The organism is Thalassotalea coralli (assembly GCF_055786205.1).
On the sequence record NZ_JBVVBK010000006.1, the window covers coordinates 240635 to 265315 of the forward strand.

The window sequence follows — 24681 nt, forward strand, 5'->3', positions numbered from 1 at the left end:
TTTCATATAATTGGATATTTGTAAAATTTTCTGACACTCAACACAGTTAATATCAAGTTCGTAAACAGAAATAAAAACGGAGCACACATTTGCGCTCCGTTTAATAGATAAGAAATTTAAATAAATATTAGAATTTAGCTTGTGCCCAAACCCAAAGTTTATCTGTATCAACTTTACCTGCACCGCTATCACCAACATCATAAGACGCAAACTTAATACCGCCAGTAATATTTTTCATGAGCTTTCTACCGTAAGAGATGTTGAGTTCCGAACCCAAATCATCTACCGTCGCACTGGCTTCATCAGCTGAAAAATCATGGTAGATTACGGTCCATTTGCCTTGCCACGCTTTACCAGAAACATTAACGTACAAATCGTTTAAACCTTCTTTTGGCGTAGTTAAAAACTGATCTGACCAACCATTAAAAGCATGTAAGGTCGCTAATGGTGTCGAAAAGCCATAATTGCCATCATCACTTCCCAATGATTCGTAGCCACCTTTTACCGTAATACCGCTAAATGTATATCCCAATTCAGCTAACCAGTATGTTGCTTCATAAGATGCACCGCTTGAATCTGAGTCTTGCATTGCATATTCAATGGTATACGCCCATTTATTCTTACCTGCTTTGCGGCTACCTGCATACCTTAAACCATAGGTATCGTTACCGTTATCGGTGTGGTTATCTATCTCGAGTAAATAACCATAAGCGCTAAAAGTTCCACCATCGGTTTTAAAACTATAGTTAATTAGATGGTCTTTAGAATCGATGTCTTTCTCTTCACCAAAGATTCTGTTTCGCTTCGTAACATATGCATATTGGAAGTTGCCCATTTCTTTATTGTTAAAGAATATCTTTGCGGCATCAAAAGTTTGCTTATCTTGTCGCCAGCCAACATGGCCCACAAATCTATGGTTATCAAAAGTGATTACTTGCCTTCCGATTTTAGCACCCGAGCCATCTACCTTGTATTGAATGTAGGCTTGATCTAGCTCTGTCGTTTCCGGATCAGCAATAACTGAATAGTCTGGGTTGTTACCATTGGTATCGTTGTAGTCATCGATGCCAACGGCTCGAGAATCCTCAAACTCAACAAAACCAGAAAAGTTATTGTAAGTCGCTGTTTTAAAGTTTACTAATGTCCTCAACGTTAAGGCATCAGCATCTTTTGATGCGTTTTTTTGATCAACGGCTTCATATCTGAGCCTTAAATCAATACTTGCTTTCGCTTTATTGTCATCTGCAATTGTTGGCAAAGCCACAGCCAAAGTCGCCAATGCAAAAGGCAATTTTCGCCAATGGTTGGTTCTGTGTTTCATGTGGTATCCCTTGAATTTATTATAATACCTTCTGCGTAGGTAAAAGCAGATAGATATTGCTGTACGTTTTTTATTGTCGTTAATAATAGCTGGGACCAACAAATTTGCGTAGTGAGAACCTCTTTTATTCCATCGTTAGATGACCAAGATCAACAAAATACAGATCTTTTACCAGTAAAAAGCGGGCAAAAAAAAGCGAGGTCGAACCTCGCTTTTAATATTGTTTACATGACTAAACTAAAAGGTTTCTTTAAACCAATCGTCCAGCAAGTTTTTTTCATAACGTAGAAAGTCATTTCTATAGCGAAGAGTATTGCCCATCATAAAATTCATGTCTTTTAGGTTTTCACTACCCTTTTTCAATTCAGCGCCATTTTTGTCAACTAACTGGTAGTTAAACTTCATACGCGGAAAGTAAATATCTTTTACGATTCGTACCTGACGATTAGTTAAGTGCACATCACCCGCAAGGTCTATATCTGTTACTTCAACTTTAAGGGTTTGCCCTTCTGGTAAAGAACTAGATAACTTAGCGAAATGTTCCTCAAAGCCTTTAAATACTCTTTCTTTAAACTTTTGTCTATGGTCTTCCCCTGGGTGGATGTCGCGATATTTCTCAGGATTTGTCCAAGTGACCTCACTCGTTCCAGCGAAAGCAGAAGGTACTAGTACACAAAACATTAATACTGTTGTTAATAGGCTAACTTTTTTCATCGTATTTTCCTCTCTTGCCTCTTCTTACACTTATATTAGACCGTACTTCTCAACAAAAAAGTGTATTTAAATGTTAATTCTCTTTATAAAATTGTGATAACACATCGTTAACAACAAGTTGAATTCTTTGTTGTCTCTGCTCTTCGTCAATATTTTTGTAAACTATTCCTTGTACAGTTCCTCTCCAGACACTTTCATTGGTTTCACCATTTTCAATGTAAATTAGAAGACTCGCTTTATCGGCTCCGTCTTCCGTCTTTAGCCCCGGCGTAACGCCAAACTTTTTACTGATCTCTTGATCACTCAAATCGGTTTCAAGTGCTACTGCGAATGTGATAATAAAATCGGCCCCACCCCCTGACTCAATAAAACCATGTGCCGTCATACTTTTTTCTATCGCCTGTTGAAAGTGACGATAAACATCTTGCTGGTTAGCTGAAGCTAACGAGGATTTTTTCAAATACCTAGGATGGATAAAAAATTTGCTATTGCTTGGAAAGGTTGATGGCATATCCCAAACACTTGATATAGCCAAGTTCACCTTTGAATGCTCAGGCTGCTGTTCAACAACCTGAACGCAGCCACCTAACGTAACTATCAATACAATTGCAACTAACCATCTACTCACTGTCATTGTTATTCCTTATCCCATTTTAAGTATACTGCTATAAATAAAGTAATAGAGTAAAACATAACAACTATAAGATATTATGGAAAAAATTGTGCAACAATTTGTATACAAGCAGGTTAATTTCGCGAGTTGAAGTATTTAAGCGAGCCAACAACTAACAGCTGCAATAAGTATAAGCTTGTTAATGAACTTATAGCGTTGCGTTTAAATATGACTGAACACTAAAAAATCTCAACATACGTCACACCACACATAACTTAAAGCAACTACGAATAAAGCTAGGAGACGTATCGCTAATACTTTAAGCTTTCACTATAATAACCTCGGTAAAAGACAAAAAGATGTAAAAATGACCTTCAATGATTTGGCTAATTTAGGGACTAGAAACAGCACGCTCATCAATAGCCTTAAAATAAGATTAACAAATATTGTAAGTCTTATTACCATAGCAATTTCAGGCTTGTATACGCTCAATTATTTGTTTGTATTAAACGAACCTTTAGTAGGCAAAATCAATCTGATTTTTACCCTTTTGTACGGTCTCCCCTTAGTGCTGAATAAATGGCACAAAAGCTATTTTGCCAAAACAGTATTTTTTTCCATTTTAATGGTGCACTTATTTGTTTGTACAAATCTTTATGTCACTAATGCTACAGGCTTTCATTTATATTATTTTTTAGTGCCAACCGGCGCATTTTTATTGTATGAAACAAGAGAAGTAAACACTAAGATACTACTAAGTATATTGGCACTAATTTTACTCTACGTATGTGAAAACACGTTAAATTTAGAGCCGCTTATCAAGCTTTCAGATGAAATGAATCATTTAGTTTATCAATCAGTTATTTTCGTCAACATGATTGAAGTAATGATTGTAATGACACTATTTGTTAAACAGATAGAGAACAACGAGAACCAACTGAATCGACTCGCTACAACAGACTCACTGACTGGCATTGCCAATAGACACCTGTTTTTCACACTGGGTAAGCAACTTCACAAAACATCTATCGCTATACAGGCTCCTCTAACTGTTGCCTTAATTGATCTAGACCATTTCAAAGACATTAACGACACCTATGGCCATCAGTTTGGCGACTTATGTCTAATTGAGGTTGCTAAACTCATAGAAAAAAGCTTACCAAATAAAAATGTCTTCGCACGCTATGGCGGAGAGGAATTCATTATCTTGATGCCAAATACCGATATTAAAGAAGCAGAAATAACGTTGGAATGGATTAGAAAGCGCGTTGCAGAACTTCAAATCCAGCAAGAAGGCAGTAATAACGAAATTAACTGTACAGTGAGTATCGGAGCATCTCAGTTGTCTAACGAGTCCTTAGAATTGAAAGGACTAATCTCTCAAGCAGATAGCGCTTTATATCAAGCGAAAAGGAACGGCCGAAACCGTGTAACTTTATTTTCAGAAGTTAAATCGAATTAGCAATTTGCACAGACCCCTTATTGTTCAAATGCTCCTTCCAACAGACAACAAATAAACCCGCCGAAGCGGGTTTCTAAATACTTTGAGTAGTGCATTTTTTCGCAGGATAAAACGTTTAGTACAAGGCGTTAAGAGCGCGTATACGTATGTGTATGCAAGCGAATAACAACGCGTTACTTTTTATATTCATCACATTTTCAGAAAACAGCAAATCAGTAGCGCTATTTATTCCTTTAAAGCTCTATTTATCCAACAAAAAACACGCCGAAGCGGGTTTCTAAATACTTTGAGTAGTGCATTTTTGCGCAGGATAAAACGTTTAGTACAAGGCGTTAAGAGCGCGCATACGTATGTGTATGCAAGCGAGTAACAACGCAGTAATCCTTTTTATGCTTACAATGTTTTCAACAAGCAACAAAAAACCCGCCGTAGCGGGTTTCTCTATATTCTGAGTAGCACATTTTTGCGCAGGATAAAACGTTTAGTTCAAGGCGTTAAGAGCGCGCATACGTATGTGTATGCAAGCGAGTAACAACGCAGTAATTAACGTTTTAGACCAGCAAAAATTACATCATGCCAGGCATTCCGCCCATACCACCCATACCACCCATATCAGGCATTGCAGGTGCGCCAGCGTCTTTCTGTGGTGCGTCTGTCACCATAGCTTCAGTAGTTAACATTAAGCCAGCAACTGATGCAGCAAATTGTAATGCAGAGCGTGTTACTTTAGCAGGATCTAAGATACCCATTTCTAACATGTCGCCGTACTCGCCGCTACCAGCATTGTAACCAAAGTTACCTTCGCCATTGCGCACTTCGTTAAGTACTACAGATGCTTCATCACCACAGTTTGCAACGATTTGACGTAATGGAGACTCCATTGCGCGGATAGCAACGTTAATACCGTGGTTTTGGTCTTCGTTGTCACCCTTAAGTTCTTTAATCTTGTCAGCAACGCGAACTAGTGCAACACCACCACCAGCTACTACACCTTCTTCAACTGCTGCGCGAGTTGCGTGTAATGCATCGTCAACACGATCTTTTTTCTCTTTCATTTCAACTTCAGTAGCAGCACCTACTTTAATTACTGCAACACCGCCAGCTAACTTAGCTAAACGCTCTTGAAGTTTTTCTTTGTCGTAATCTGAAGACGTATCTTCAATTTGACCACGAATTTGTGCTACACGTGCTTGGATGTCAGCTTCTTCACCGATACCATCGATGATAGTTGTGTTGTCTTTAGAGATAACAACACGCTTAGCTTGACCTAAATCTTCTAATGTTGCTTTTTCAAGCTCCATGCCGATTTCTTCAGAAATCACAGTACCCGCAGTTAGAATAGCAATGTCTTGAAGCATAGCTTTACGACGGTCACCAAAACCAGGTGCCTTAACAGCGGCAACTTTAACGATACCGCGCATGTTATTCACAACTAATGTCGCTAAGGCTTCACCTTCAACATCTTCAGCGATGATTAGTAACGGCTTGCCAGCTTTAGCAACCGCTTCTAAAGTCGTTAACAATTCACGGATGTTTGACACTTTTTTGTCAACAAGAAGAATGAATGGGTTTTCTAATTCAACTGCACCACTTTCCTGGTTGTTGATGAAGTAAGGAGAAAGGTAACCACGATCAAACTGCATACCTTCAACAACGTCTAATTCGTTTTCTAATGATTGACCTTCTTCAACAGTGATAACGCCTTCAGTACCTACTTTTTCCATTGCTGTCGCGATGATTTCACCAACTGTTTTATCAGCATTTGCTGAAATAGTACCAACTTGCTCAATTGCCTTGTTGTCAGCACATGGCGTAGAAATCGCTTTTAACTCTTCTACAGCTGCAACTACCGCTTTGTCGATACCGCGCTTAAGATCCATTGGGTTCATGCCCGCAGCAATAGACTTTAAGCCTTCGTTAACGATTGATTGTGCTAAAACAGTTGCAGTAGTAGTACCGTCACCCGCTTCGTCGTTAGCTTTAGACGCTACTTCTTTAACCATTTGCGCGCCCATGTTCTCGAACTTGTCTTCTAGTTCGATTTCTTTAGCTACTGAAACACCATCTTTAGTGATAGTTGGGCCACCAAATGATTTGTCTAATACAACGTTACGACCTTTAGGGCCTAACGTTACTTTTACCGCGTCAGCTAAAACATTTACACCGTTTAGCATTTTTACGCGTGCGTCGTTACCGAATAATACGTCTTTTGCCATCTTTATAATTCCTTAAACTTTCACATTAGGAAGACTTACTAATTACTTTTAAAACTGTTTCACTACACATGTTTACATTGGTAAATTCCATGTAATATTGTTCAAAAGCTAATTTTCAGTATCTAATATCTTCCCATTAATTTGTTAATTACATTTTTTGCTTTACTTTAAGCTAGTTCGCTTAAGAGCAAAGAAGAAGCGCGAAGCATACAAATGTATGTGAGCACTTCTGATGCCGCTATTAAGTTGAAATAGCAGCAAACCAATCAAAAAATTATTCTACGATCGCTAAAATGTCAGTCTCTGACAAAATTAGCACTTCTTCACCGTCAATCTTTTCAGTTTTCACGCCGTAACCTTCATTAAAGATAACTTGGTCGCCAACTTTTACGTCTAATGCGCGAACTTCACCGTTTTCTAAGATACGGCCGTTACCTACAGCGATTACTTCACCGCGAGTAGATTTCTCAGCAGCGCTACCCGTTAAAACGATACCGCCAGCAGATTTTGACTCTACTTCTTTACGCTTGATGATAACGCGATCGTGTAATGGACGAATGCTCATGTATTTCTCTCCTGAGAATGTTAATTTTAAAAAATATTTGGTATTGCAATGTTAAATAGGGTCGCATTTTATCAATACAACCCTATGATGAATTTTTTTAGTCTTTACGCTCAAAATCGCCTTCAATCGTTTGACCATGGTGCACAGATTTATGCCCATCTAAAGGATCTTGTTTAGCAAATGGATCTTTTTGCTGGAAATTTTCGCTCGATTCTTGATAAAAGTGAAATTGTGCGCCGCCTGCACCAGGGTTTTGCACCAAATGTTGCTGCACTGATTTAATTAACTTAGCTCTTACTTGTGGAATCAACAGAGATAAGCCAAAAAAGTCTGTCACGAAACCAGGGGTCACAAGAAGTACACCTGCAACTAATAATAGTAATCCAGCAACTATTTCATCAGACGGAGCCTCACCTTGAGCCATTTTAGTTTGTACAGATTGAATTGTCGCAATCCCCTGCTGACGGACATTTTTTGCGCCCAACCAAGCGGTAATAATAACAATTGCAACTGTTGGCCAAGCGCCAAGTAAAGCACCAACTTGCATCAAAACAGCAATCTCAATAATAGGAACAACGATAAATAAAAAGAATAAAACGCGAAACATAAGGCACCAATTTAAAAGACCATGAAACAAATATGGGGCATCTCTGGTCTTTTTCAACGGTTGGACGTTTTACAGCACCAAACAATTGCAGTAGATTAACCGCTGATACTTATTTCAGCGGAAAGATATGTACCAAGTAATTTTGTGTAATTGCCCCAACCAAGAGGTAGCGAAGCAAATTGCCCGCACGTTAGTGAACGAAAAGTTAGCGGCATGCGTAAATATAACACCAGGTATAACTTCAATTTACCAATGGCAAGGTGCTATCGAAACCGAAACCGAGGTACAATTATTGATTAAGAGCAAACAACAGCTCTTTAATGTGGTTAGTGATAGAATTTCATCACTGCACCCTTATGATGTACCAGAGATCATTGCCTTAGAAATTAAAAACGGCAATGGCGACTATTTACATTGGATAGAAGACAATTTAACGTCATGATGAAAAAACTGCTGTTATTAAGTTTAAGCTTAATTGTTTTAACCACGACTTTTCTGCGCGATGTTGAAGCACAACAATCGATTTTCGATACCTCTGCTTCGTCATTATTTAACAACGAAAGTGAATTTTTAAAACCCGACCAAGCATTCCCCTTTAACTTTATTCAAGAAGGTAGGCACGTCTCAATTTCTTTTGATATTGTTGATGGTTATTACCTTTATAAACAAAAGTTTAGTTTTTCAGCTGAAGGGGCAACGCTCGGAGAAGTTGTATTGCCACAAGGGGTTGATCACGAAGATGAATTCTTTGGCAAACAGCAGATTTATGATTCGCCTATTTCTTTTATTGTTCCGGTAGATGCCATAAAGGATAACGCATCGCTAAGCATTCGCTTTCAGGGCTGTGCCAAGAAAGGTTTATGCTTTCCACCTGAAATAAAAACGATATCGCTGACGCAAGCAAGTGCGGCAAATACCGACATTTTGAGTGCTATGGCAAGTGCGAGTAACGAGCCAAGCACGACAACAAGCGCCTCAACAAGTAGCCAAAGTGAGCAATTTGAATTAGCTGATATGCTAAAAGGTGAAACCTTATGGATAACCTTATTAGCGTTTTTTGCCGGTGGTCTATTGTTATCTTTTACTCCTTGTGTTTTTCCAATGTACCCAATCTTATCGGGTATCATTGTTGGTCAAAAAGATACATTAACAACAAAGCGTGCGTTTAGTTTATCTTTCTTTTACGTGCAAGGCATGGCAATTACCTACACTATTCTGGGCGTAGTTGTTGCTTTAGCTGGTGCTCAATTTCAAGCTATGTTCCAACACCCAGCCGTGTTAGTTGCATTAAGCATTTTGTTCGTCTTTTTAGCCTTATCAATGTTTGGCGTATTTAACTTAGCGTTGCCTTCTAGCTGGCAAAATAAACTGAACCAATTAAGCAATGAACAAAAGTCAGGCTCTTATTGGGGTGTATTGGCAATGGGTGCAATTTCAGGGTTAGTTGCCTCTCCTTGCACAACGGCGCCACTAACGGGTGCACTGATTTATATTTCTCAAACAGGCGATGTAGCCTTAGGTGCTGCGGCGTTATATGCGTTAAGTCTCGGTATGGGGTTACCTTTATTAGTGCTAGGAAGCTCTGGCGGTAAGTTATTGCCAAAAGCAGGTCCTTGGATGGACGTCATTAAAAACATCTTTGGCTTAATGTTATTGATGGTACCTGTATTCTTACTAGAGCGCTTTTTACCAGCAACGGTGAGTTTAGTACTTTGGTTATTGCTTATTTTGGCTACCTTCTATTACTTTATGCACGTAAACCTAGCAAGCAAATCATCGTTAATGAAACACTTGCGTTCGCTTATCATTGCCGGTTTAGCTGTTGGTTCTATTTTCTATATACAACCTACCACCATTACCACTCCAACAGCATCTAGTGGTCATGCGAGTGAACACAGCTTTATCTATGTAAATAACTTAGCTGAACTTGAAAACGCGGTTGCTTCAGCCAACGCAGAAGGCAAAACAGTTATGGTAGATTTATATGCCGATTGGTGTGTTGCCTGTAAAGAATTTGAGCACAAAACCTTCCCAAAACCAGAAGTAAGAGAAGCATTGAAAAATTCAGTGCTTATTCAAATAGACTTAACTGACACTGGTACAGATACCAGCATAGAATTAATGGGGCATTTTGACGTATTTGGCCTACCGTCTATTCTGTTTTTCGACTTGAATGGGCAAGAGCTCGATACCCGTCGCGTAACAGGTTTTATGGCAGCGCCAGAGTTTGCAGAGCATGTAAACAAAACTTTCAACTAGTTACAACGCAATGACTCCGTTCAAAAAAAGCGCGCAATAAGACAACAACTCATTGCGCGCTTTTCTTTTGTTAGGTATCCCATATATAATCGTTGCAGACCTCGAATAGGTAACCGCTTTCGTTAAGCTTTTCATGGACATACAGGTCTTCGGTTTACAGGAATTTGAGCATAGCTTTCAATAAGGAATTACTCACTCTTATGATACAGCGTTTAGTTATCTTAGTTTTTTTACATGTAGCCTTTGCCAATATTAGTATCGCTCAAGATATAAAAAACTTATCTATTCCCAAGGTTGCGTTTGAAGGGATCGAAACCTCTTCATTCGAATATAAAGTTTTACTATTTCAAGAAGAAGGCCCACACCAGCTAATCTCAACAAAAATTACCAGTGGCTTTAAATCAGGAAGCGCACTGAAATTTACCGATAACGATATAAAGTGCAGTTTGTCGGAATGTATTATCAACATTAAAGACGAAAGAAGACCAAATAAAAATAGACGACTGATTTTGACACCTTACCTAGATGAATATTTTAAGGTATTTGAGATTGCAACAAACAATAAAGGGGAGACAATTCACGTTGAAACCTATGAGATATCACCTCAAAAACTTGAAAAACTAACGTTTACCCAGTTTTTAGAAAAATATAAAAGTCAGTTTTCATCACTTGTTTCTGTTGATAGAAAAGATTATTTCGGTTTTTGGCTAGGTGTACTAATGCTAGATAATGAACCAAACTTTTTTGTTTTAGAGTCTCACCCGAATAAAACGTCTCACTTTACTGTGTTCTTAAATGGGTTAGGCATAACAAATAGTACTTCGTTCCAACCAGAAGATGTAAATGATTCAGGTGACATGCTAACTATTGACACCTCACATCCAACCTTTGCCAACAAAATAACCTTACATAAAAGCCAATCTGTATTAGAAGGTTACCTATACTCCACTCACAAAGGTCACACGCTGCAAAAAGGGACGTTTCGCGCTTATCGTATGAAAGGTTTAAATGAATAACTCCAAAGTAATTGCTAGGCTTTCTTTCAATCAGCAGTAATTAAGGCTAAACCATTACTGCTTAACATTAAAACATTGACAAACTTAAACTTGCCAGTTTATCGCCTGCTTTCCTTGCGCTGCTAAAAGACTATTTACTTTAGAAAAATGGCGACAGCCGAAAAAGCCTCGATGTGCTGACAAAGGTGAAGGGTGTGGCGCTTTTAAGATGTGATGCTTGCTTTCGTCAATCGCTTTCCCCTTCTTTTGAGCATGAGAGCCCCACAACAGAAAAACAATGCCTTCTCCATGTTTATTAAGCACTTCAACCACTTTGTCGGTATATTTTTCCCAACCTAGATGTTTATGAGAGTGGGCTTGGCCCTGCTCAACTGTTAACACGGTATTGAGTAATAACACTCCTTGCTTGGCCCAAGACTCTAAGAAGCCGTGTTGCGGTATTGAAAAGCCGTCAATATCTGTCGCCAACTCTTTGTAGATATTAGCAAGTGATGGCGGCGGCTTGATGCCTGGCAATACAGAAAAACACAAGCCATGGGCTTGATTAGGGCCGTGGTAGGGGTCTTGACCCAAAATAACCACCTTTACGTCAGTAAATTTTGTTATTTTAAAAGCTTCAAAAACCTTATCTTCAGGGGGATAAATGACAACACCTTCGTCTCGGCGCTGAGCGACATATGTTAGGGTATCTTGAAAGTAGTTTTGCTTTTTTTCGTCTGCTAACAAATTAGTCCAAGTGGCCATAAAATTACTTTAATGTTATTTAGCTTGGCACAATTTTAACAAACAGTTGCTTGCGTTTTCCAATAACCATTGGAAATTCTGGTTTCAATAAATTCTTTTAATTCAGCTTCAGGAATTGGCTTAGAAAAATAATATCCTTGAATGATGTCACATGCATTTTCCGTCAAACTTCTCAGTTGCGCACTACTTTCTACACCTTCAGCCACCACCGTTAACCCTAAGTTTTTAACCATAGCAATGGTCGACATAATAATTTGATAATCGGCATGGTTTTCCAACATACCAAAAATAAAACTTTTATCGATTTTGATCACATCAACAGGCATTTTTTTAATATAAGCAAGAGATGAGTAGCCAGTACCAAAGTCATCAATAGCAAAACTAAAGCCGATTTCTTTAAGTGCATCCATGGTGACAATGGCGCGCTCTATATCCTTCACTAAGGTTTGTTCAGTAAGCTCTAACTCAAAACGTGACGCCGATGTATCAAATTCTGTCAAAAGCCCTTTCAAGTAACGAGGTAATTCAGGGTCCATAAATTGATCAGCGGATAGATTAATTGCGACACGGACTTCTGTTAAGCCCATTTTGGTAAAAAACTCACTCAGTTCAAAACAACGTCTGATCACCCAGTAGCCCAGTTCTACCATATGCTCTGAGTTTTCTAGAATCGGGATAAAGTCATCAGGTGAAATCATACCCTTTTCTGGGTGCTGCCACCTTAACAAGGCTTCAAAACCATAGAGCTTTTTAGAATGAGTTTCCAATTGTGGCTGTAAGCTCAAACTAAACTGCCCTTTCACTAAAGCTTGCCTTACTTCTGCCTCCATCATTACCCGATGAGCGACCCTTTGATACATTTCAGCGTGGTAAATATGGTACTGTGCGCCCCCTTGATCTTTCGCTTCATACATCGCGATGTCAGCTTGGCTAACAAGTTGCTCAGGCTTGGCTATTTCGTCTTTGGTATATGCAATGCCGATACTCGTTGATACATAGAAAATACTGGAGCCAATGCGAATCGGCGCTTTAAACCGTTCGAGAATATCTTCAGCAATGGGGATCGCATCACTTTCCGAATCAGCGTGGCTGATAACAACCACAAATTCATCGCCGCCAAAACGACAAGCCAAGTCTGTATTTTTTACCGCTAATCGAATGCGATTGGCCGCCTCTATAAGTAGTTTGTCACCTTCACCATGGCCGTGACTATCGTTAACTTTTTTGAAATCATCTAAATCAAGAAAAAGAACAGCAACACCGGTAAAGTTTCTACGAATATTGGCGACAGCTTTGCGAAGCTGATAATTGAGCATGTTGCGATTGGGCAAGCCAGTGAGCAAATCATACATGGCAATATTTTCTAGTTCTTTAGTTTTCTGCTCGACTTCAATATTAAGTTGCTCTAACTCAAAACTCAGTTCAGTTGCCGCATTGGCAACAATATCGAGCTCATCAGCTAATATGCGCTTTTTCTTCAACCTAATATGTCGAAATTGCTCGAATTCTTTTCTAGCTAGTAAGGGTAGTGCGCTCGATAACGTCAAGATGCGGTTAGCAAAAGGGCTGACAATGACATACATCAAAATAGCAAGCACACAAAATATAGCTAAACCAGAAAGTAAAAACTGCATGGCATATTTTACGTACTCTTCTTTAATTGACGTTACGTCATTAACAAGCGCTAAATAAAACTGCTTTGCACCACTGTCCGCGAGCGCCATTAAATTCACTAAATAACTATTATTGTTGATATCGATTTGCAGACCAGTAGCTTTTACGTCAACAAACGACACGTCGTCGCGCAAGTTAGCAAATACGTGACTCACTAAGTCTTGATTAGAAGCGGATAAAAACTTAACTGTATCACGGGTATTTGTATTTATTACGCTAACAATCGCGACTTCACTCCCTAATGCTTGATGTAAGGAATAAATAACATCAATTAGCGACATAGACATTGCGATAACGTTAAGTTCACCCGACTTATTCAAAATAGGAACAAGTACAAGCTGTTCACAGGTAATACTGCATTCCAGCCGATAGTTCGGTGCTTGTTCACTGAGTACTTTGTTAACTGAACTTTGCAAAGAGGGTGAAACGATTTCGGTACTATAAAGTAGTTCGCTGTTTGCACCAAAAAGCCAAATATGTTCAACGTTATGATTCATTTGTAGAGCATCATATTGTCTCTCAAGTGCGGTTGATAAAGAGAGTTTTTCATCTGTGTTTGAATCGATAACATCTGAAAAAGACTCTATCCATAAACTTAACTTTTCCCTTTCTATTTGCATCTGCATAGCCAACTGACTTTGGCCTTGCGCTATTTTTTCTGCTTGGAACTTTTTAAATTCTTGGTTTAAACGATTCCACGACATTGAAGAGACGCCGACCACCAAAATCAATAAGGCACCGATAATTAACAGCAGTAATTTTGTTGGAATACTTACAAATACTTTTTTCATGCCTAGAACCAGTAAACAAATTGAAGGGCACTAATTTGCCAATATTCTTGATTATTTAGCGTTGGATCGGGCAAAACTACAGGTGTTAATCGTGCAGTTCCTTGCACCCAGTGCTGCTCTATTTGAATTTGCATGTTATGTGAAATCTTATATGAAGCCCCCACTACAAGCTCATGTTGATAACCAAAATACCTTGGCACTAACCCGCCAGTTGAAGCTTCTAATTTCTTCCCGTCTTTGTCATTTTTATCAGCATAGTAGATTTCTGCTCGCGACAGTAACTTAACGTCGTTGTTAACGAGATATTCAAATTGAGCAAAACCGCCACGCCCCGTGGTATCGCGCATAAATTTTGGAAACACTAAGCCTTCAATTCGCATATTTTCCTGGAGAAGCTCCATGCTAAAGGTCCATTTCTCGCCTTGGTATTCTGCATTTGCATAATGGCGAGTAAGGCCGAGATCACCATCAATATAAACACTAGCTTCTTTAGGTTCATAGCTAAAGTCGGCATCAGTGAGTGCAATGCCAAATCGCCAAGATGACATATCAGGCTGCCAATATACACTAGCTTGTAAATCAGTATCATGGGACAACTCGCCGTCAGAAAATTGCCCTAAAATAATAGATGTTTGTTCATCACTAAGTTTTGAGCGAGAAGAGCTTAGATTAAAATCAAAGTCACCGTTCGTTTCACTGAAGTACTTAGCAGTTAGTGCTACACCGTCTCCACCAACAGACATGTTTCTTGTTGCATCGAAATAAACCGATTGAGGTAACAAAATACTGGGGCGCGACATAGGAACGTCACGAATGCTGGAATAAAGCCAATGATAATTCTTAATTCGGCCTAAATACAAATTCACTTGCCATTGAGCGTCAGTATATAATGACCAATCCATTAACAAATAGTCTAAATGGAACCCCTTCGCATAACGATTACCCCCATCTAGGTAAACAGCCTGCCCAGCAAAGCGAATACTATCTGACATTTGGTACGATGCATTAATACCAACCTCTGTTAATTCTGCACTTGGTTCACCTGAATCATTTACATAGTTGCTGCCATCAACATCAATTATTCCTTGTGCAAGAAAACCATGTACCTGCCAAGCGTCACTTCTAGGCACTGTTGCATTAACTAAATGGCAATTTATCAGTAACCCAATTACCACTAGTGCTCGAAGGATAGCTCCGATTTTAGTTGGGCTTAATTTGAATAACATTGACCTGATATTCCTCTGAAAAGTGTTCTAAATAGCCGATAGCGCCTGGGGTACTAGCCACAGCTGCAACTAATTCAGCTTCAGTAGCAACAACAGTAGGCGCTACTCCTAAACCGGAAAACGTTAATTTATTCCAAATGCGCTCAAGCTTATAAGGAAGAATATTGAGGTTTTCTTGAGCAAATTTTTTATGAACGTTGTGAGTATTCGGTAAAACGAAGACAGTAATAGGCGAGTTATCATCCCACTTAATTTGCCTAACTGCATAAATTCGTCTCAATTGAGCGTTGGTGATAACTTTTTGCGATACGTTTTTATGACTAATAACTTGAACAGCCTTTACTTCAAAAGAAGCCAAGAGCATGAAAAATATTAGACACGAAAAAACTAAACGGCAGATAACAATGTCCTTATAACGAGTTCCAGTAAGTTGATTAGCGATTCAAAAACACTACTTTTGAACCTTAGAACAATTAGATAACCTTCTCGCTACCCTCTAGTTTAGTTAATTACTTATTTTTCGCCAATTTACTTACCAATTTATTGCGCAAAAGAGATTAGACCAGTATTTTGCTGCGATTTTCGGCGAAATCACTATAATATTCGGCAATTAAGAAATATATTGTAGAAAAATGTAATTTACATTGTATTTCAAGGAAGTTTTGTGCAAGGATGGGCAACAGACAGGAATTAGACGCAAGTTAGATGCAAATGACCGCAAAGTATAAGATTTTAGTGTTAAATGGCCCCAACTTAAACATGCTTGGTAAGCGTGAACCTGAAGTTTATGGTCACCAATCCCTAGACGATATAATTGCTGACCTGCGCTCAATCGCTCAAAATTTAGACATAGCAATAGAACATGTTCAATCGAATAGAGAATATGAACTGATCGAAGCTATCCACAGTGCTCACCAAACAATTGACTTTATTATTATCAACCCAGCCGCTTTTACACATACCAGTGTTGCTATTCGAGATGCGCTGCTTGCGGTAGATATCCCTTTTGTTGAAGTGCACTTATCAAATATTCACGCCAGAGAAGCATTTAGACATCATTCCTACGTCAGTGACGTAGCTCAAGGTGTTATTTGTGGTTTTGGTTCGCAAGGTTATGAGTTTGCATTACAAGCGGCTCATAAAAAATTAATCAGTAAATAGCTTGATGCACATTTAAGCGCATCAGCTTTAAACGAAAAAGGTAATCAGATGGATATTCGCAAAATTAAAAAACTCATCGAACTAGTTGAAGAATCTGGCATTAATGAAATCGAGATTTCAGAAGGTGAAGAATCTATCCGTATCAATAAGGGCGGCACAATTGTTCAAGCACCTATGATGCAAGCGGCACCTGCTGCAGCGCCAGTTGCTCCAGCAGCACCAGCGGCGGCTCCTGCAGCGGCTCCGGCAGCCGATAGCGCACCAGCTATTTCTGGCCACGTTGTAAGATCACCTATGGTTGGTACTTTCTACGCATCTCCATCTCCAGATGCTCCGGTATTTGTTGAAGTTGGCCAACACGTTAATGCTGGCGATACACTTTGTATCGTTGAAGCAATGAAAATGATGAACCAAATCGAAGCTGACAAGTCAGGCGTTATCAAAGAAATTTTGGCGCAAAACGAAGACGCTATTGAATTCGATCAACCGCTATTCGTAATTGAATAAGCCCAAGTTGAGGGTAATTCTATGTTAGATAAAGTCGTTATCGCCAACCGAGGCGAAATCGCGTTGAGAATTTTGCGAGCTTGTAAAGAGCTTGGCATTAAAACCGTAGCGGTTCACTCAACTGCAGACAAAAACTTAAAGCACGTATTATTAGCGGACGAAACAATTTGTATTGGTAAGCCGCCAGCAACGGAAAGTTACTTAGATATTCCTAAGATTATCACTGCTGCCGAAATTACCGATGCTGTTGCTATTCACCCTGGTTACGGTTTCCTAGCAGAAAACGCTGACTTTGCTGAGCAAGTAGAAAATTCGGGTTTCACCTTTATTGGTCCTAAAGCTGAAAGCATTCGCATCATGGGTGACAAAGTTGAAGCTATCCGTGCTATGAAAGCTGCTGGCGTTCCTTGTGTTCCTGGTTCAGATGGCCCATTAACCGACGACGAAGAAGCCAACTTAGCTCACGGTAAGCGTATTGGTTACCCTGTAATCATTAAAGCTTCTGGAGGCGGCGGTGGTCGTGGTATGCGTGTTGTGCGTGAAGAAGCTGAGTTGATCGAAGCAATTCAATTGACCAAAGCAGAGGCTCGCGCAGCATTTAACAATGATATGGTTTACATGGAGAAATTCCTTGAAAACCCTCGTCACGTTGAAATCCAAGTAATCGCTGACGGCCAAGGTGGCGCTATTCATTTAGGTGAGCGTGATTGTTCAATGCAGCGTCGCCATCAAAAAGTTGTTGAAGAAGCGCCAGCACCAGGCATTACACCAGAAATGCGTGCAAAAATTGGTGAGCGCTGTTGCAACGCTTGTATTGAAATTGACTACCGCGGTGCAGGTACATTCGAGTTCTTGTACGAAAACGGTGAGTTCTATTTCATTGAGATGAATACTCGTATTCAAGTTGAACACCCAGTAACAGAAATGATCACAGGTGTTGATTTAATTAAAGAGCAACTTCGTGTAGCTGCTGGTCAACCTTTGTCTTACACACAAGACGATATTAAAATCGCTGGCCATGCAATTGAGTGTCGTATTAACGCTGAAGATCCACGTACTTTTATTCCTTCACCGGGTAAAATTACACGCTTCCACCCGCCAGGTGGCATGGGTGTTCGTTGGGACTCTCATATTTACGCTGATTACACAGTACCGCCACACTACGACTCTATGGTAGGTAAGCTGATTACATACGGTGACAATCGTGACGTTGCTATTGCTCGTATGCGTAATGCACTAAATGAATTGGTCATCGACGGTATTAAGACTAACGTTGCCTTACAACAAGACATCTTAAACGACCAAGGTTTCGTAAACGGTGGTGCTAACATTCACTACTTAGAGAAAAAGTTAGCTGCTGACGAATAATTACTATACGTCTAAATTTCTTTAAAATACCCGCCTTCATCAGCGGGTATTTTTTTATGTGTCACCATATTCATTAAAATTGATAGTTAAACTCTATGCGATGATCGCCGTCACTAAAGTTCACTTCATTAGAAAAGTTAGCGAAGTAACGAATATTTGCGCGCTTGTTAATTTGATAACTCGCGACAAACTCATGAGCGAGAATACTGTCCGTCCCTTCCCCATAGGTGTTTGTTGTGTAGAAATCTGAGCCAGAGATTGACGTTAGATACATGGGGTTATAGTTCAGCCAAATTTTATCGGTAATGGTAATTTTTGAATACATACCGACAACACCATAAACGCCCGTCATTGAATAGCCATGATCAATAATTTGATTACCATCCTTATCAATATGATCAACTGCGTTGTTTTGGACACTCATCCCCAAACCAGCCAATGGATACAATTGCACTGCACCAAATTTTGGTAACGCTTGCATTAACGAGTAAGATAGGTTTGCACGTTCAGACTCTACATCATATTCCATGTCTATTTGCTTGCCTAAACCCTTGGTTAAGTCTACTTCGAAGTTACGATAACGAAACGAGTCAATCGAATTATCGCGTAACTCATCGTTAGCAAAGCCAATCGCTTCACCATAAATACCTTTCACTTCAAAGATATTCATCCCCATAGTGACAGGATTTCCCGTATCATAGGTTTGTCCTATCTTGAAATTTAACCCTTTGTCAGTAACCCCTACGCCCGCTTGTGTGAATACGGCTAGAGGATCTGACATATCGGCTAACTCTTCGTCCGACTTTTCTTCTGCCACGGCAGAAAAACCGGTTAGTGCCATCAGCATTGCTACCGAAAGTTTTTTGCTGAATTTCATATCTTTTACCTCTACAAATAAATTGCATCAAGCTTATGGGAGGTTCGATTGTTAATCTGTAAAAGAGCGTGAATTAGCATGAGTATTTCGTTTGCTTTGTGTGTTTCGTGTTAAATTTGGTAAAATCAGCAAACTAATGTATATGGGTGCAATGATCAAAGAGAGTATTACCATGAAACCTGAGCAGTTATTAGAAAAGCCGACCCCACCCGCAGAAGGTGAGTGTTGCGATAACGCCTGCGACCCATGTGTTTGGGATCACTATTATCAGGCAATGAAAGATTGGCGAAGACAACAAGCTGAAATCGCCACTCAAGAAGAAAAAGAGTCGTGAATAAGTAAAGTAGTAATGTTAACTCACTACTTTACTTCGAAAGAGAACCTATTAGTCGCGTTAGGGGTTGCATCTATATCTGTGCGGCACGCTATAACTCGTTGATGAGCGATCCCTTGTTGCTCAATGACATTATCGACAAATAACTCATGAAAACGATCGCCTATCGCTATTAATTCTTGTTCTGGCATTTCATTTTTTGCCACGACAGCGCAGACACTTAATTGTAAATCTTCATTCTTGTTCAAAATCTCACTTAACTCTTTAGCAAAGTCGGCTTGTTGCTGATTCAAAGCTTCTTGTGCAGGGTCAAATGGCAAGTCATTGACATCTAATTCGAATAAAGAGCCTCCTGCTAACATAGCAATAGTGACCACATTAGCGTAAGGAACAAAGGTTTGTAATAAGTAATTTTTAGCCCCCTCTTTTAGCGCTTTTGTCGTTATCAGTGAAATAAAACCGCCAAAGCCAATATTAAGTTCGCTAAAGCTGCCTGATATTGGAATATCAACTTCCATATTCCCCTGACTATCAGTGAGCTGGTCGACTGCAGCTCCCAAAGGAATGCCTCCTGAATCTGCATGGGGCTTTTTCGATTCAACTAACTCTAATGCCCTGAAAAAGGTATCAACTTCACCCTTAACATCATCACCGACTAGATTAAAGTCAACTTTCGCAGACATGGAGCCTCGTTTGATATTGTAACCAATCGCATCTTCAACATATTGCGAGTAAGCAATTAAGTCGATATCGTTAATGTCACCTTTTACCGTATATTTGGGTATCTCAGAAAACGGTATTAAATCTCCCGTTAAATGAAAGCCGGCACGTTTACTCACTCGACCTATCGCCTCTAGCTTGAGTGCTTGATTGACATCTTGCGTGTTCAAGTTTGCAACTGAGAGAGTATCAAAGACAACTTTATGATTAACCAAATTTCCTGCCACGCTATCAGTTAGTCGAATATCAAGAGAGTCTTTAAGAGAAAACTTATCGAGTTTTACTTTAACGGCAGCAGAAGAATCTTGAGCAGTTTGACTATTTTCAGTGTCTGCGTTCTCTTCTGAATTCTCAGAAGCGACCAGTTTATTAAAAGCTATGTTTTCAATACCTTCCGTACTGCTGCGGTAAACATTAACCTGGGTAGTGCCTAATTCAATGTTGCCTATTTGAGCAAAGTTATCACGCCACTTAATATCGTCAATAACAATAGATGACACTTTAGCTAATGGCGCTATCGTTTGCTCTTTCACATCAAGACCAACGAGTTTTTGCACTTGTGAGCCCGTGATGTTATCAACAGATAGCTTCGCAACTGCCACTGCTAGCGCAGCATCACTATTAACCGAAAGATCGTTAGTTTCTAAACGATCAAAGCGCCCATAGATATCACCAGCATCATCTACCCAATTAAACGCATCAACATAGAAAGACGACGTTAACGATAACGAAGATTGGTTGGCAACGTCATTTAGAGATAATGATACGTTGGCACCTAGGGTTTCGAATTGTTCGAATGAAATCATATTCACAACGCCATTAATATTGGTTTGCGCTGTGATTTGAGATAAATCTAGGTTCAGCCCAGTCTGACTTATCGTTAAACTGTCGCCTTCAGGTTTAACCAATAGTTGACTCGAGTAAGCTAAGTTGCCTTTTATTGCATGACTTAGTTGTGTAGCTTTCTCAGAGCCCAACACTGACAAAGCTCCTATAGCGGCGTCGATGCCAGCCGAATTGAACTTCGCATTTACGCCGGCTTCTTGCAATTGCCAATCATTATTGAGTAATACATCAATCGCGGTAAGTTCTGCATTGAACTCAGGAAGTTTAGCTGAAGTTTCTTGAGCGCTTCCTACTGATAACGTTTCAATTTCAGCTAATTGTAGCGTCAGTGTTTCGCTGGTAATCTGCCACGCTTGTTTGTTATTAAGTGCAGAAAGCTTCCCTTTAAAAGACACTTTACCCGTGAGTTTTTCGATACTTTCAGGCAAGAAACTAGCCACCGAATCTAAATTAAACTCCGTTAAATCAACATCGGCATCAATACGCTTATTAGCGTGCTGCCATTGCCAATTTAAACTAAGGAAAAACGGCTGTTGGTCAACTGTGCTTTGTAAATCAAATCGACCATCAATAGCTTGTGGATTAAAGTCAATCTGCTCGATTAACCATTTATTAATCTCTAGTTGATTATTACTATCGCCTGAAAGCTTAACTTGTAAATCATTAAAAAGAATTTTATCGACATGAATACTTGGAAGTGTACTTTCCTCTTGCTCAAGTTGTGGTGGCTTACTTTCATCTGATGAAGGCCCTTGCCAACCGGCGAGCGACCATTGCCCTTGATCAACTTGAGCAGCAACTTTTAAGCCTTCCACTTGTACAAGCTCAACCAACTTGGTTTCTTTAAATAACAAAGAGACTAACGAAAGCTCTAGATACAAATCTTTTAAATTAACAGCTTCTTGTTGCTTATGCTTTAACTGAACGTCTCGGACATGAATCGTGGATACAAAGGGGTTATAGCGAATAGAATCAATTTCGACAGAGAGATTTTCATGTAATAACGACTTGTTGGCTAAATGACTCACTAAGCCCGCTGTGCCTAAAGATAAGTAAGTTAAGGCGATAAGTAAAAGAACACCAAACCAATAACCGACGACTTTTAATTTTATTGATTTTAAACCTTTAAACACAAAAACATCCTCTACCATTGTTCATTTAAAAGGAAATAGTTCACTTAAAAGAAACAATTTCTCTTAAAAAGAAAAAGTCCACTTAACATCACCAAAAGTGTAGGCAATTTTAAGCGGACTGAACAGCGAACATTTTATTTAATATCAATAATATTTGATTAATTTACTGACGAATTAAGTAATCAAAAGCTGCTAACGATGCTTTTGCCCCTTCTCCCATCGCAATAACAATTTGTTTATAAGGAACGGTAGTAACATCTCCACAAGCAAAGATGCCTGGCTCCGACGTTTGCCCTTTTTCGTCGATAACAATTTCGCCGTAAGGTGTTTGTTCAACTACACCGCGAACAAATTCACTATTTGGCACTAAGCCTATTTGTACAAACACACCAGCTAAGTGTTTACGGTGAACTTCTTGCGTGTCTCTATCGATATAATCAATCGCTACCACCTTACCATTGTCAGCAATAATCTCTTTGGTTTGCGCATTGGTAATAATGGTAATTTTGTCATTGGCTTGTGCTTTTTCAACTAGCAGCTGATCCGCTTTAAGTTCGGTTAAAAATTCAAACACAGTGACGTGATTGACCATACCCGCCAAATCAAGGGCAGCTTCAATGCCTGAGTTACCACCACCAATAACAGCAACATCTTTACCTTTAAAGAATGGGCCATCACAATGCGGACAGTAAGCCACACCATTACCAATGTTTTCTTTTTCACCCGGTACGCCTAATTCTCTCCACTTGGCACCAGTGGCAACAATGACCGTACGAGAATCTATCTCTTCACCCGAAGATAAAGTAATGTGCTTAGTATCACCTTTTTCAATATTGGCAACAGATACATGCTCCTTGATAGTAATATCATAATCACTTAAGTGCTGCTGCATATTACCCGTTAATTGACTACCCGTTGTTTGGCTAACCGAAATCAAGTTTTCAATTCCCACGGTATCTTTTACCTGACCACCAAGTCTGTCGGCAACCATAGTTACTTTTAAACCTTTACGAGCGCTATATATCGCTGCAGCAACACCAGCTGGGCCGCCGCCGATAACAGTAACATCCTGTTGTGGAAGTTTTTCAACATTACTTGCATCAGCCTTTAACTGATAAGAATCTTGTAATTTAGCTAACAATTGCGCGGCATCGATTTTACCATTTGCGAAAAGCTCACCGTTTAAGTAAACACTTGGTACACCTTGAATGCTGCGCTCTTCAATTAGTTCAGGAAATAAACCACCATCGATCATTTCCGAAGAAATATTAGAGTTAATTAGCGCAAATTGATTTAACGCTTGCACCACATCTGGACAATTGTGACAACTAAGAGAAACAAACACCTCAAAATGCAGTTTGTCTTTAACGCTAGCAATTAATTGAGTAATGCCTGCGTCTAACTTGTTTCCTGTGCCACCAGCTTGTAACACCGCCAAGATGAGAGAATTAAACTCGTGACCACCTGGAATACCGGAAAAAATAACACCTGTAGGTTCGTTATTGCTTTCTAGCGTAAACGAAATACCGCTGGCTAGTTGGCGATCTGCTTCTACGAATGAAAGTCTATCGGAAGCTGACACTAATTGCGTAAGAAAATCTACCAGTTCTTGGCGTTTGGCGTGCTCACCCGGTTGAAGCACTAAGGTGACATCAGAAGTCATCTTACGGGTATATTCGGAAATTGCAGAAAGAATGTCTTTGTTTAACATGACGTAACCTTTTGAAAAATTTGAATGAATGGCTATTGCCTGGAAAATAAGAGGGAGCTAGCTCCCTCTTTTACTTGCTTTGCTTTTACGAGTTTACGTAGGCAGAGACTTAGATTTTGCCTACTAGGTCTAAGCTAGGCGTTAACGTTTCTTCACCTTGTTCCCATGCCGCTGGACAAACTTCGCCGTCGTTTTCACGCACATATTGTGCTGCTTTTACTTTGCGAACCATGTCTTTTGCACTTCGGCCAATACCACCAGCGTGAATTTCAGCGACTTGGATTACGCCATCAGGGTCTGCTAGGAATGTACCGCGATGTGCCATGTGGTCTTCTTCAATCATCACGTCAAAGCCGCGAGTAATGTGACCAGTTTGGTCACCTAGCATTGGGAATTTAATTTTACCAATCGCGTCACTTGAGTCGTGCCAAGCTTTGTGAGAGAAATGCGTGTCAGTTGATACGGCATATACTTCAACACCTAACTGTTGTAACTCTTCGTATTGATTCGCCATATCTTCTAATTCTGTTGGACATACGAACGTGAAGTCCGCAGGGTAGAATAAGAAAATTGACCACTTACCTTTTACTGATTCAGACGTAACTTCTGTGAATTCACCATTGTGAAAAGCCGTTGCTGAAAATTCTGGAATTGATTTACCGATTAAAGCCATTTTAACTATCCTCATATTTTAGGTTTTTTAAATTTGAAAGTAGGACTGCGCAATTACTTATAAGTACTTGCCTTACAAACAGTGTCCCGCTCAACTTGGAACCTATAGTAGAGATAAAATTAGTTCTAGAAAATTTAAACAAA

The 24681-nt window shown here is 39.6% G+C and carries 22 protein-coding genes; 8 read left to right on the forward strand and 14 right to left on the reverse strand.

Translation table 11 applies throughout. The annotated features are described in order from the left end of the window. Nucleotides 1-127 precede the first annotated feature (127 nt). The 3 genes from ACOB80_RS15980 to ACOB80_RS15990 form a co-directional block, all read right to left on the reverse strand. Nucleotides 128-1321 carry an alginate export family protein gene (locus tag ACOB80_RS15980; protein ID WP_473166854.1) on the reverse strand — a complete coding sequence of 398 codons (1194 nt, stop codon included), beginning with the start codon at nucleotides 1319-1321 and terminating at the stop codon, nucleotides 128-130. Between the two features lie 237 nt (nucleotides 1322-1558). Continuing rightward, nucleotides 1559-2035: a DUF3016 domain-containing protein gene (locus ACOB80_RS15985; protein ID WP_473166855.1), complete on the reverse strand. Its 477-nt coding sequence runs from the start codon at nucleotides 2033-2035 to the stop codon at nucleotides 1559-1561. A 73-nt stretch (nucleotides 2036-2108) separates the two neighbouring features. After that, entirely contained in the window at nucleotides 2109-2669 is a 561-nt protein-coding gene (locus tag ACOB80_RS15990) for a DUF4136 domain-containing protein (RefSeq protein WP_473166856.1), read from the reverse strand. A 547-nt stretch (nucleotides 2670-3216) separates the two neighbouring features. On the opposite strand from ACOB80_RS15990, the gene ACOB80_RS15995 reads away from it, so the two are divergent. Further along, nucleotides 3217-4110, forward strand: a complete 894-nt coding sequence (locus ACOB80_RS15995; protein ID WP_473166857.1) for a GGDEF domain-containing protein — start codon at nucleotides 3217-3219, stop codon at nucleotides 4108-4110. Nucleotides 4111-4676: 566 nt separating this feature from the next. Here ACOB80_RS15995 and groL read toward each other — a convergent pair. The 3 genes from groL to ACOB80_RS16010 all read right to left on the reverse strand — a co-directional run bounded on the left by groL (nucleotide 4677) and on the right by ACOB80_RS16010 (nucleotide 7498). Continuing rightward, nucleotides 4677-6326 carry a chaperonin GroEL gene (gene groL, locus ACOB80_RS16000; RefSeq protein ID WP_473166858.1) on the reverse strand — a complete coding sequence of 550 codons (1650 nt, stop codon included), beginning with the start codon at nucleotides 6324-6326 and terminating at the stop codon, nucleotides 4677-4679. A 274-nt stretch (nucleotides 6327-6600) separates the two neighbouring features. Further along, the gene (locus ACOB80_RS16005; RefSeq protein ID WP_473166859.1) at nucleotides 6601-6891 is read right to left on the reverse strand and encodes a co-chaperone GroES; all 291 of its coding nucleotides are present in this window, start codon (nucleotides 6889-6891) and stop codon (nucleotides 6601-6603) included. Between the two features lie 97 nt (nucleotides 6892-6988). After that, nucleotides 6989-7498 (reverse strand): FxsA family protein, encoded by a 510-nt coding sequence (locus ACOB80_RS16010; protein WP_473166860.1) that lies wholly within the window; start codon nucleotides 7496-7498, stop codon nucleotides 6989-6991. A gap of 127 nt (nucleotides 7499-7625) precedes the next feature. On the opposite strand from ACOB80_RS16010, the gene cutA reads away from it, so the two are divergent. The 3 genes from cutA to ACOB80_RS16025 all read left to right on the forward strand — a co-directional run bounded on the left by cutA (nucleotide 7626) and on the right by ACOB80_RS16025 (nucleotide 10773). Beyond that, a complete protein-coding gene (gene cutA, locus ACOB80_RS16015; RefSeq protein WP_473166861.1) occupies nucleotides 7626-7940 on the forward strand; it encodes a divalent-cation tolerance protein CutA in 315 nt (104 codons plus the stop codon). Then, nucleotides 7940-9757 (forward strand): protein-disulfide reductase DsbD, encoded by a 1818-nt coding sequence (locus tag ACOB80_RS16020; protein WP_473166979.1) that lies wholly within the window; start codon nucleotides 7940-7942, stop codon nucleotides 9755-9757. Before cutA ends, ACOB80_RS16020 begins: the two co-directional genes overlap by 1 nt. 200 nt (nucleotides 9758-9957) lie before the next feature. Then, on the forward strand, nucleotides 9958-10773 hold the full coding sequence (locus ACOB80_RS16025) for a hypothetical protein (RefSeq protein ID WP_473166862.1): 816 nt from the start codon (nucleotides 9958-9960) through the stop codon (nucleotides 10771-10773). A gap of 84 nt (nucleotides 10774-10857) precedes the next feature. Here the strand turns inward: ACOB80_RS16025 and ung are convergent, their stop codons facing one another. The 4 genes from ung to ACOB80_RS16045 are packed head-to-tail and all read right to left on the reverse strand — an operon-like array spanning nucleotide 10858 to nucleotide 15572. Beyond that, on the reverse strand, nucleotides 10858-11517 hold the full coding sequence (gene ung, locus ACOB80_RS16030) for a uracil-DNA glycosylase (protein WP_473166863.1): 660 nt from the start codon (nucleotides 11515-11517) through the stop codon (nucleotides 10858-10860). Nucleotides 11518-11552: 35 nt separating this feature from the next. Beyond that, entirely contained in the window at nucleotides 11553-13982 is a 2430-nt protein-coding gene (locus ACOB80_RS16035) for a bifunctional diguanylate cyclase/phosphodiesterase (RefSeq protein WP_473166864.1), read from the reverse strand. 2 nt (nucleotides 13983-13984) lie between these two features. Beyond that, nucleotides 13985-15208 carry a hypothetical protein gene (locus tag ACOB80_RS16040; protein ID WP_473166865.1) on the reverse strand — a complete coding sequence of 408 codons (1224 nt, stop codon included), beginning with the start codon at nucleotides 15206-15208 and terminating at the stop codon, nucleotides 13985-13987. Beyond that, on the reverse strand, nucleotides 15183-15572 hold the full coding sequence (locus ACOB80_RS16045; protein ID WP_473166866.1) for a substrate-binding domain-containing protein: 390 nt from the start codon (nucleotides 15570-15572) through the stop codon (nucleotides 15183-15185). Before ACOB80_RS16045 ends, ACOB80_RS16040 begins: the two co-directional genes overlap by 26 nt. A 347-nt stretch (nucleotides 15573-15919) precedes the next feature. Here ACOB80_RS16045 and aroQ point away from each other — a divergent pair, with 347 nt between their 5' ends. The 3 genes from aroQ to accC are packed head-to-tail and all read left to right on the forward strand — an operon-like array spanning nucleotide 15920 to nucleotide 18244. After that, nucleotides 15920-16369 (forward strand): type II 3-dehydroquinate dehydratase, encoded by a 450-nt coding sequence (aroQ, locus tag ACOB80_RS16050; protein ID WP_473166867.1) that lies wholly within the window; start codon nucleotides 15920-15922, stop codon nucleotides 16367-16369. 48 nt (nucleotides 16370-16417) lie between these two features. Next, on the forward strand, nucleotides 16418-16876 hold the full coding sequence (gene accB / locus ACOB80_RS16055) for an acetyl-CoA carboxylase biotin carboxyl carrier protein (RefSeq protein ID WP_473166868.1): 459 nt from the start codon (nucleotides 16418-16420) through the stop codon (nucleotides 16874-16876). Between the two features lie 21 nt (nucleotides 16877-16897). Further along, nucleotides 16898-18244 carry an acetyl-CoA carboxylase biotin carboxylase subunit gene (gene accC / locus ACOB80_RS16060; protein ID WP_473166869.1) on the forward strand — a complete coding sequence of 449 codons (1347 nt, stop codon included), beginning with the start codon at nucleotides 16898-16900 and terminating at the stop codon, nucleotides 18242-18244. Nucleotides 18245-18317: 73 nt separating this feature from the next. On the opposite strand, the gene ACOB80_RS16065 is transcribed toward accC, so the two are convergent. Continuing rightward, nucleotides 18318-19121 (reverse strand): hypothetical protein, encoded by an 804-nt coding sequence (locus ACOB80_RS16065; protein ID WP_473166870.1) that lies wholly within the window; start codon nucleotides 19119-19121, stop codon nucleotides 18318-18320. A gap of 136 nt (nucleotides 19122-19257) precedes the next feature. Here ACOB80_RS16065 and ACOB80_RS16070 point away from each other — a divergent pair, with 136 nt between their 5' ends. Beyond that, complete coding sequence (locus tag ACOB80_RS16070; protein WP_473166871.1) at nucleotides 19258-19455, forward strand: oxidoreductase-like domain-containing protein; 198 nt, start codon at nucleotides 19258-19260, stop codon at nucleotides 19453-19455. Nucleotides 19456-19481: 26 nt separating this feature from the next. On the opposite strand, the gene ACOB80_RS16075 is transcribed toward ACOB80_RS16070, so the two are convergent. The 3 genes from ACOB80_RS16075 to ahpC all read right to left on the reverse strand — a co-directional run bounded on the left by ACOB80_RS16075 (nucleotide 19482) and on the right by ahpC (nucleotide 24538). Beyond that, the gene (locus ACOB80_RS16075; protein ID WP_473166872.1) at nucleotides 19482-22154 is read right to left on the reverse strand and encodes a DUF748 domain-containing protein; all 2673 of its coding nucleotides are present in this window, start codon (nucleotides 22152-22154) and stop codon (nucleotides 19482-19484) included. A gap of 163 nt (nucleotides 22155-22317) precedes the next feature. Continuing rightward, nucleotides 22318-23865, reverse strand: coding sequence for an alkyl hydroperoxide reductase subunit F (ahpF, locus tag ACOB80_RS16080; RefSeq protein WP_473166873.1), 1548 nt, complete (start codon nucleotides 23863-23865; stop codon nucleotides 22318-22320). 109 nt (nucleotides 23866-23974) lie between these two features. Further along, complete coding sequence (gene ahpC, locus ACOB80_RS16085) at nucleotides 23975-24538, reverse strand: alkyl hydroperoxide reductase subunit C (RefSeq protein ID WP_473166874.1); 564 nt, start codon at nucleotides 24536-24538, stop codon at nucleotides 23975-23977. Nucleotides 24539-24681 lie beyond the last annotated feature (143 nt).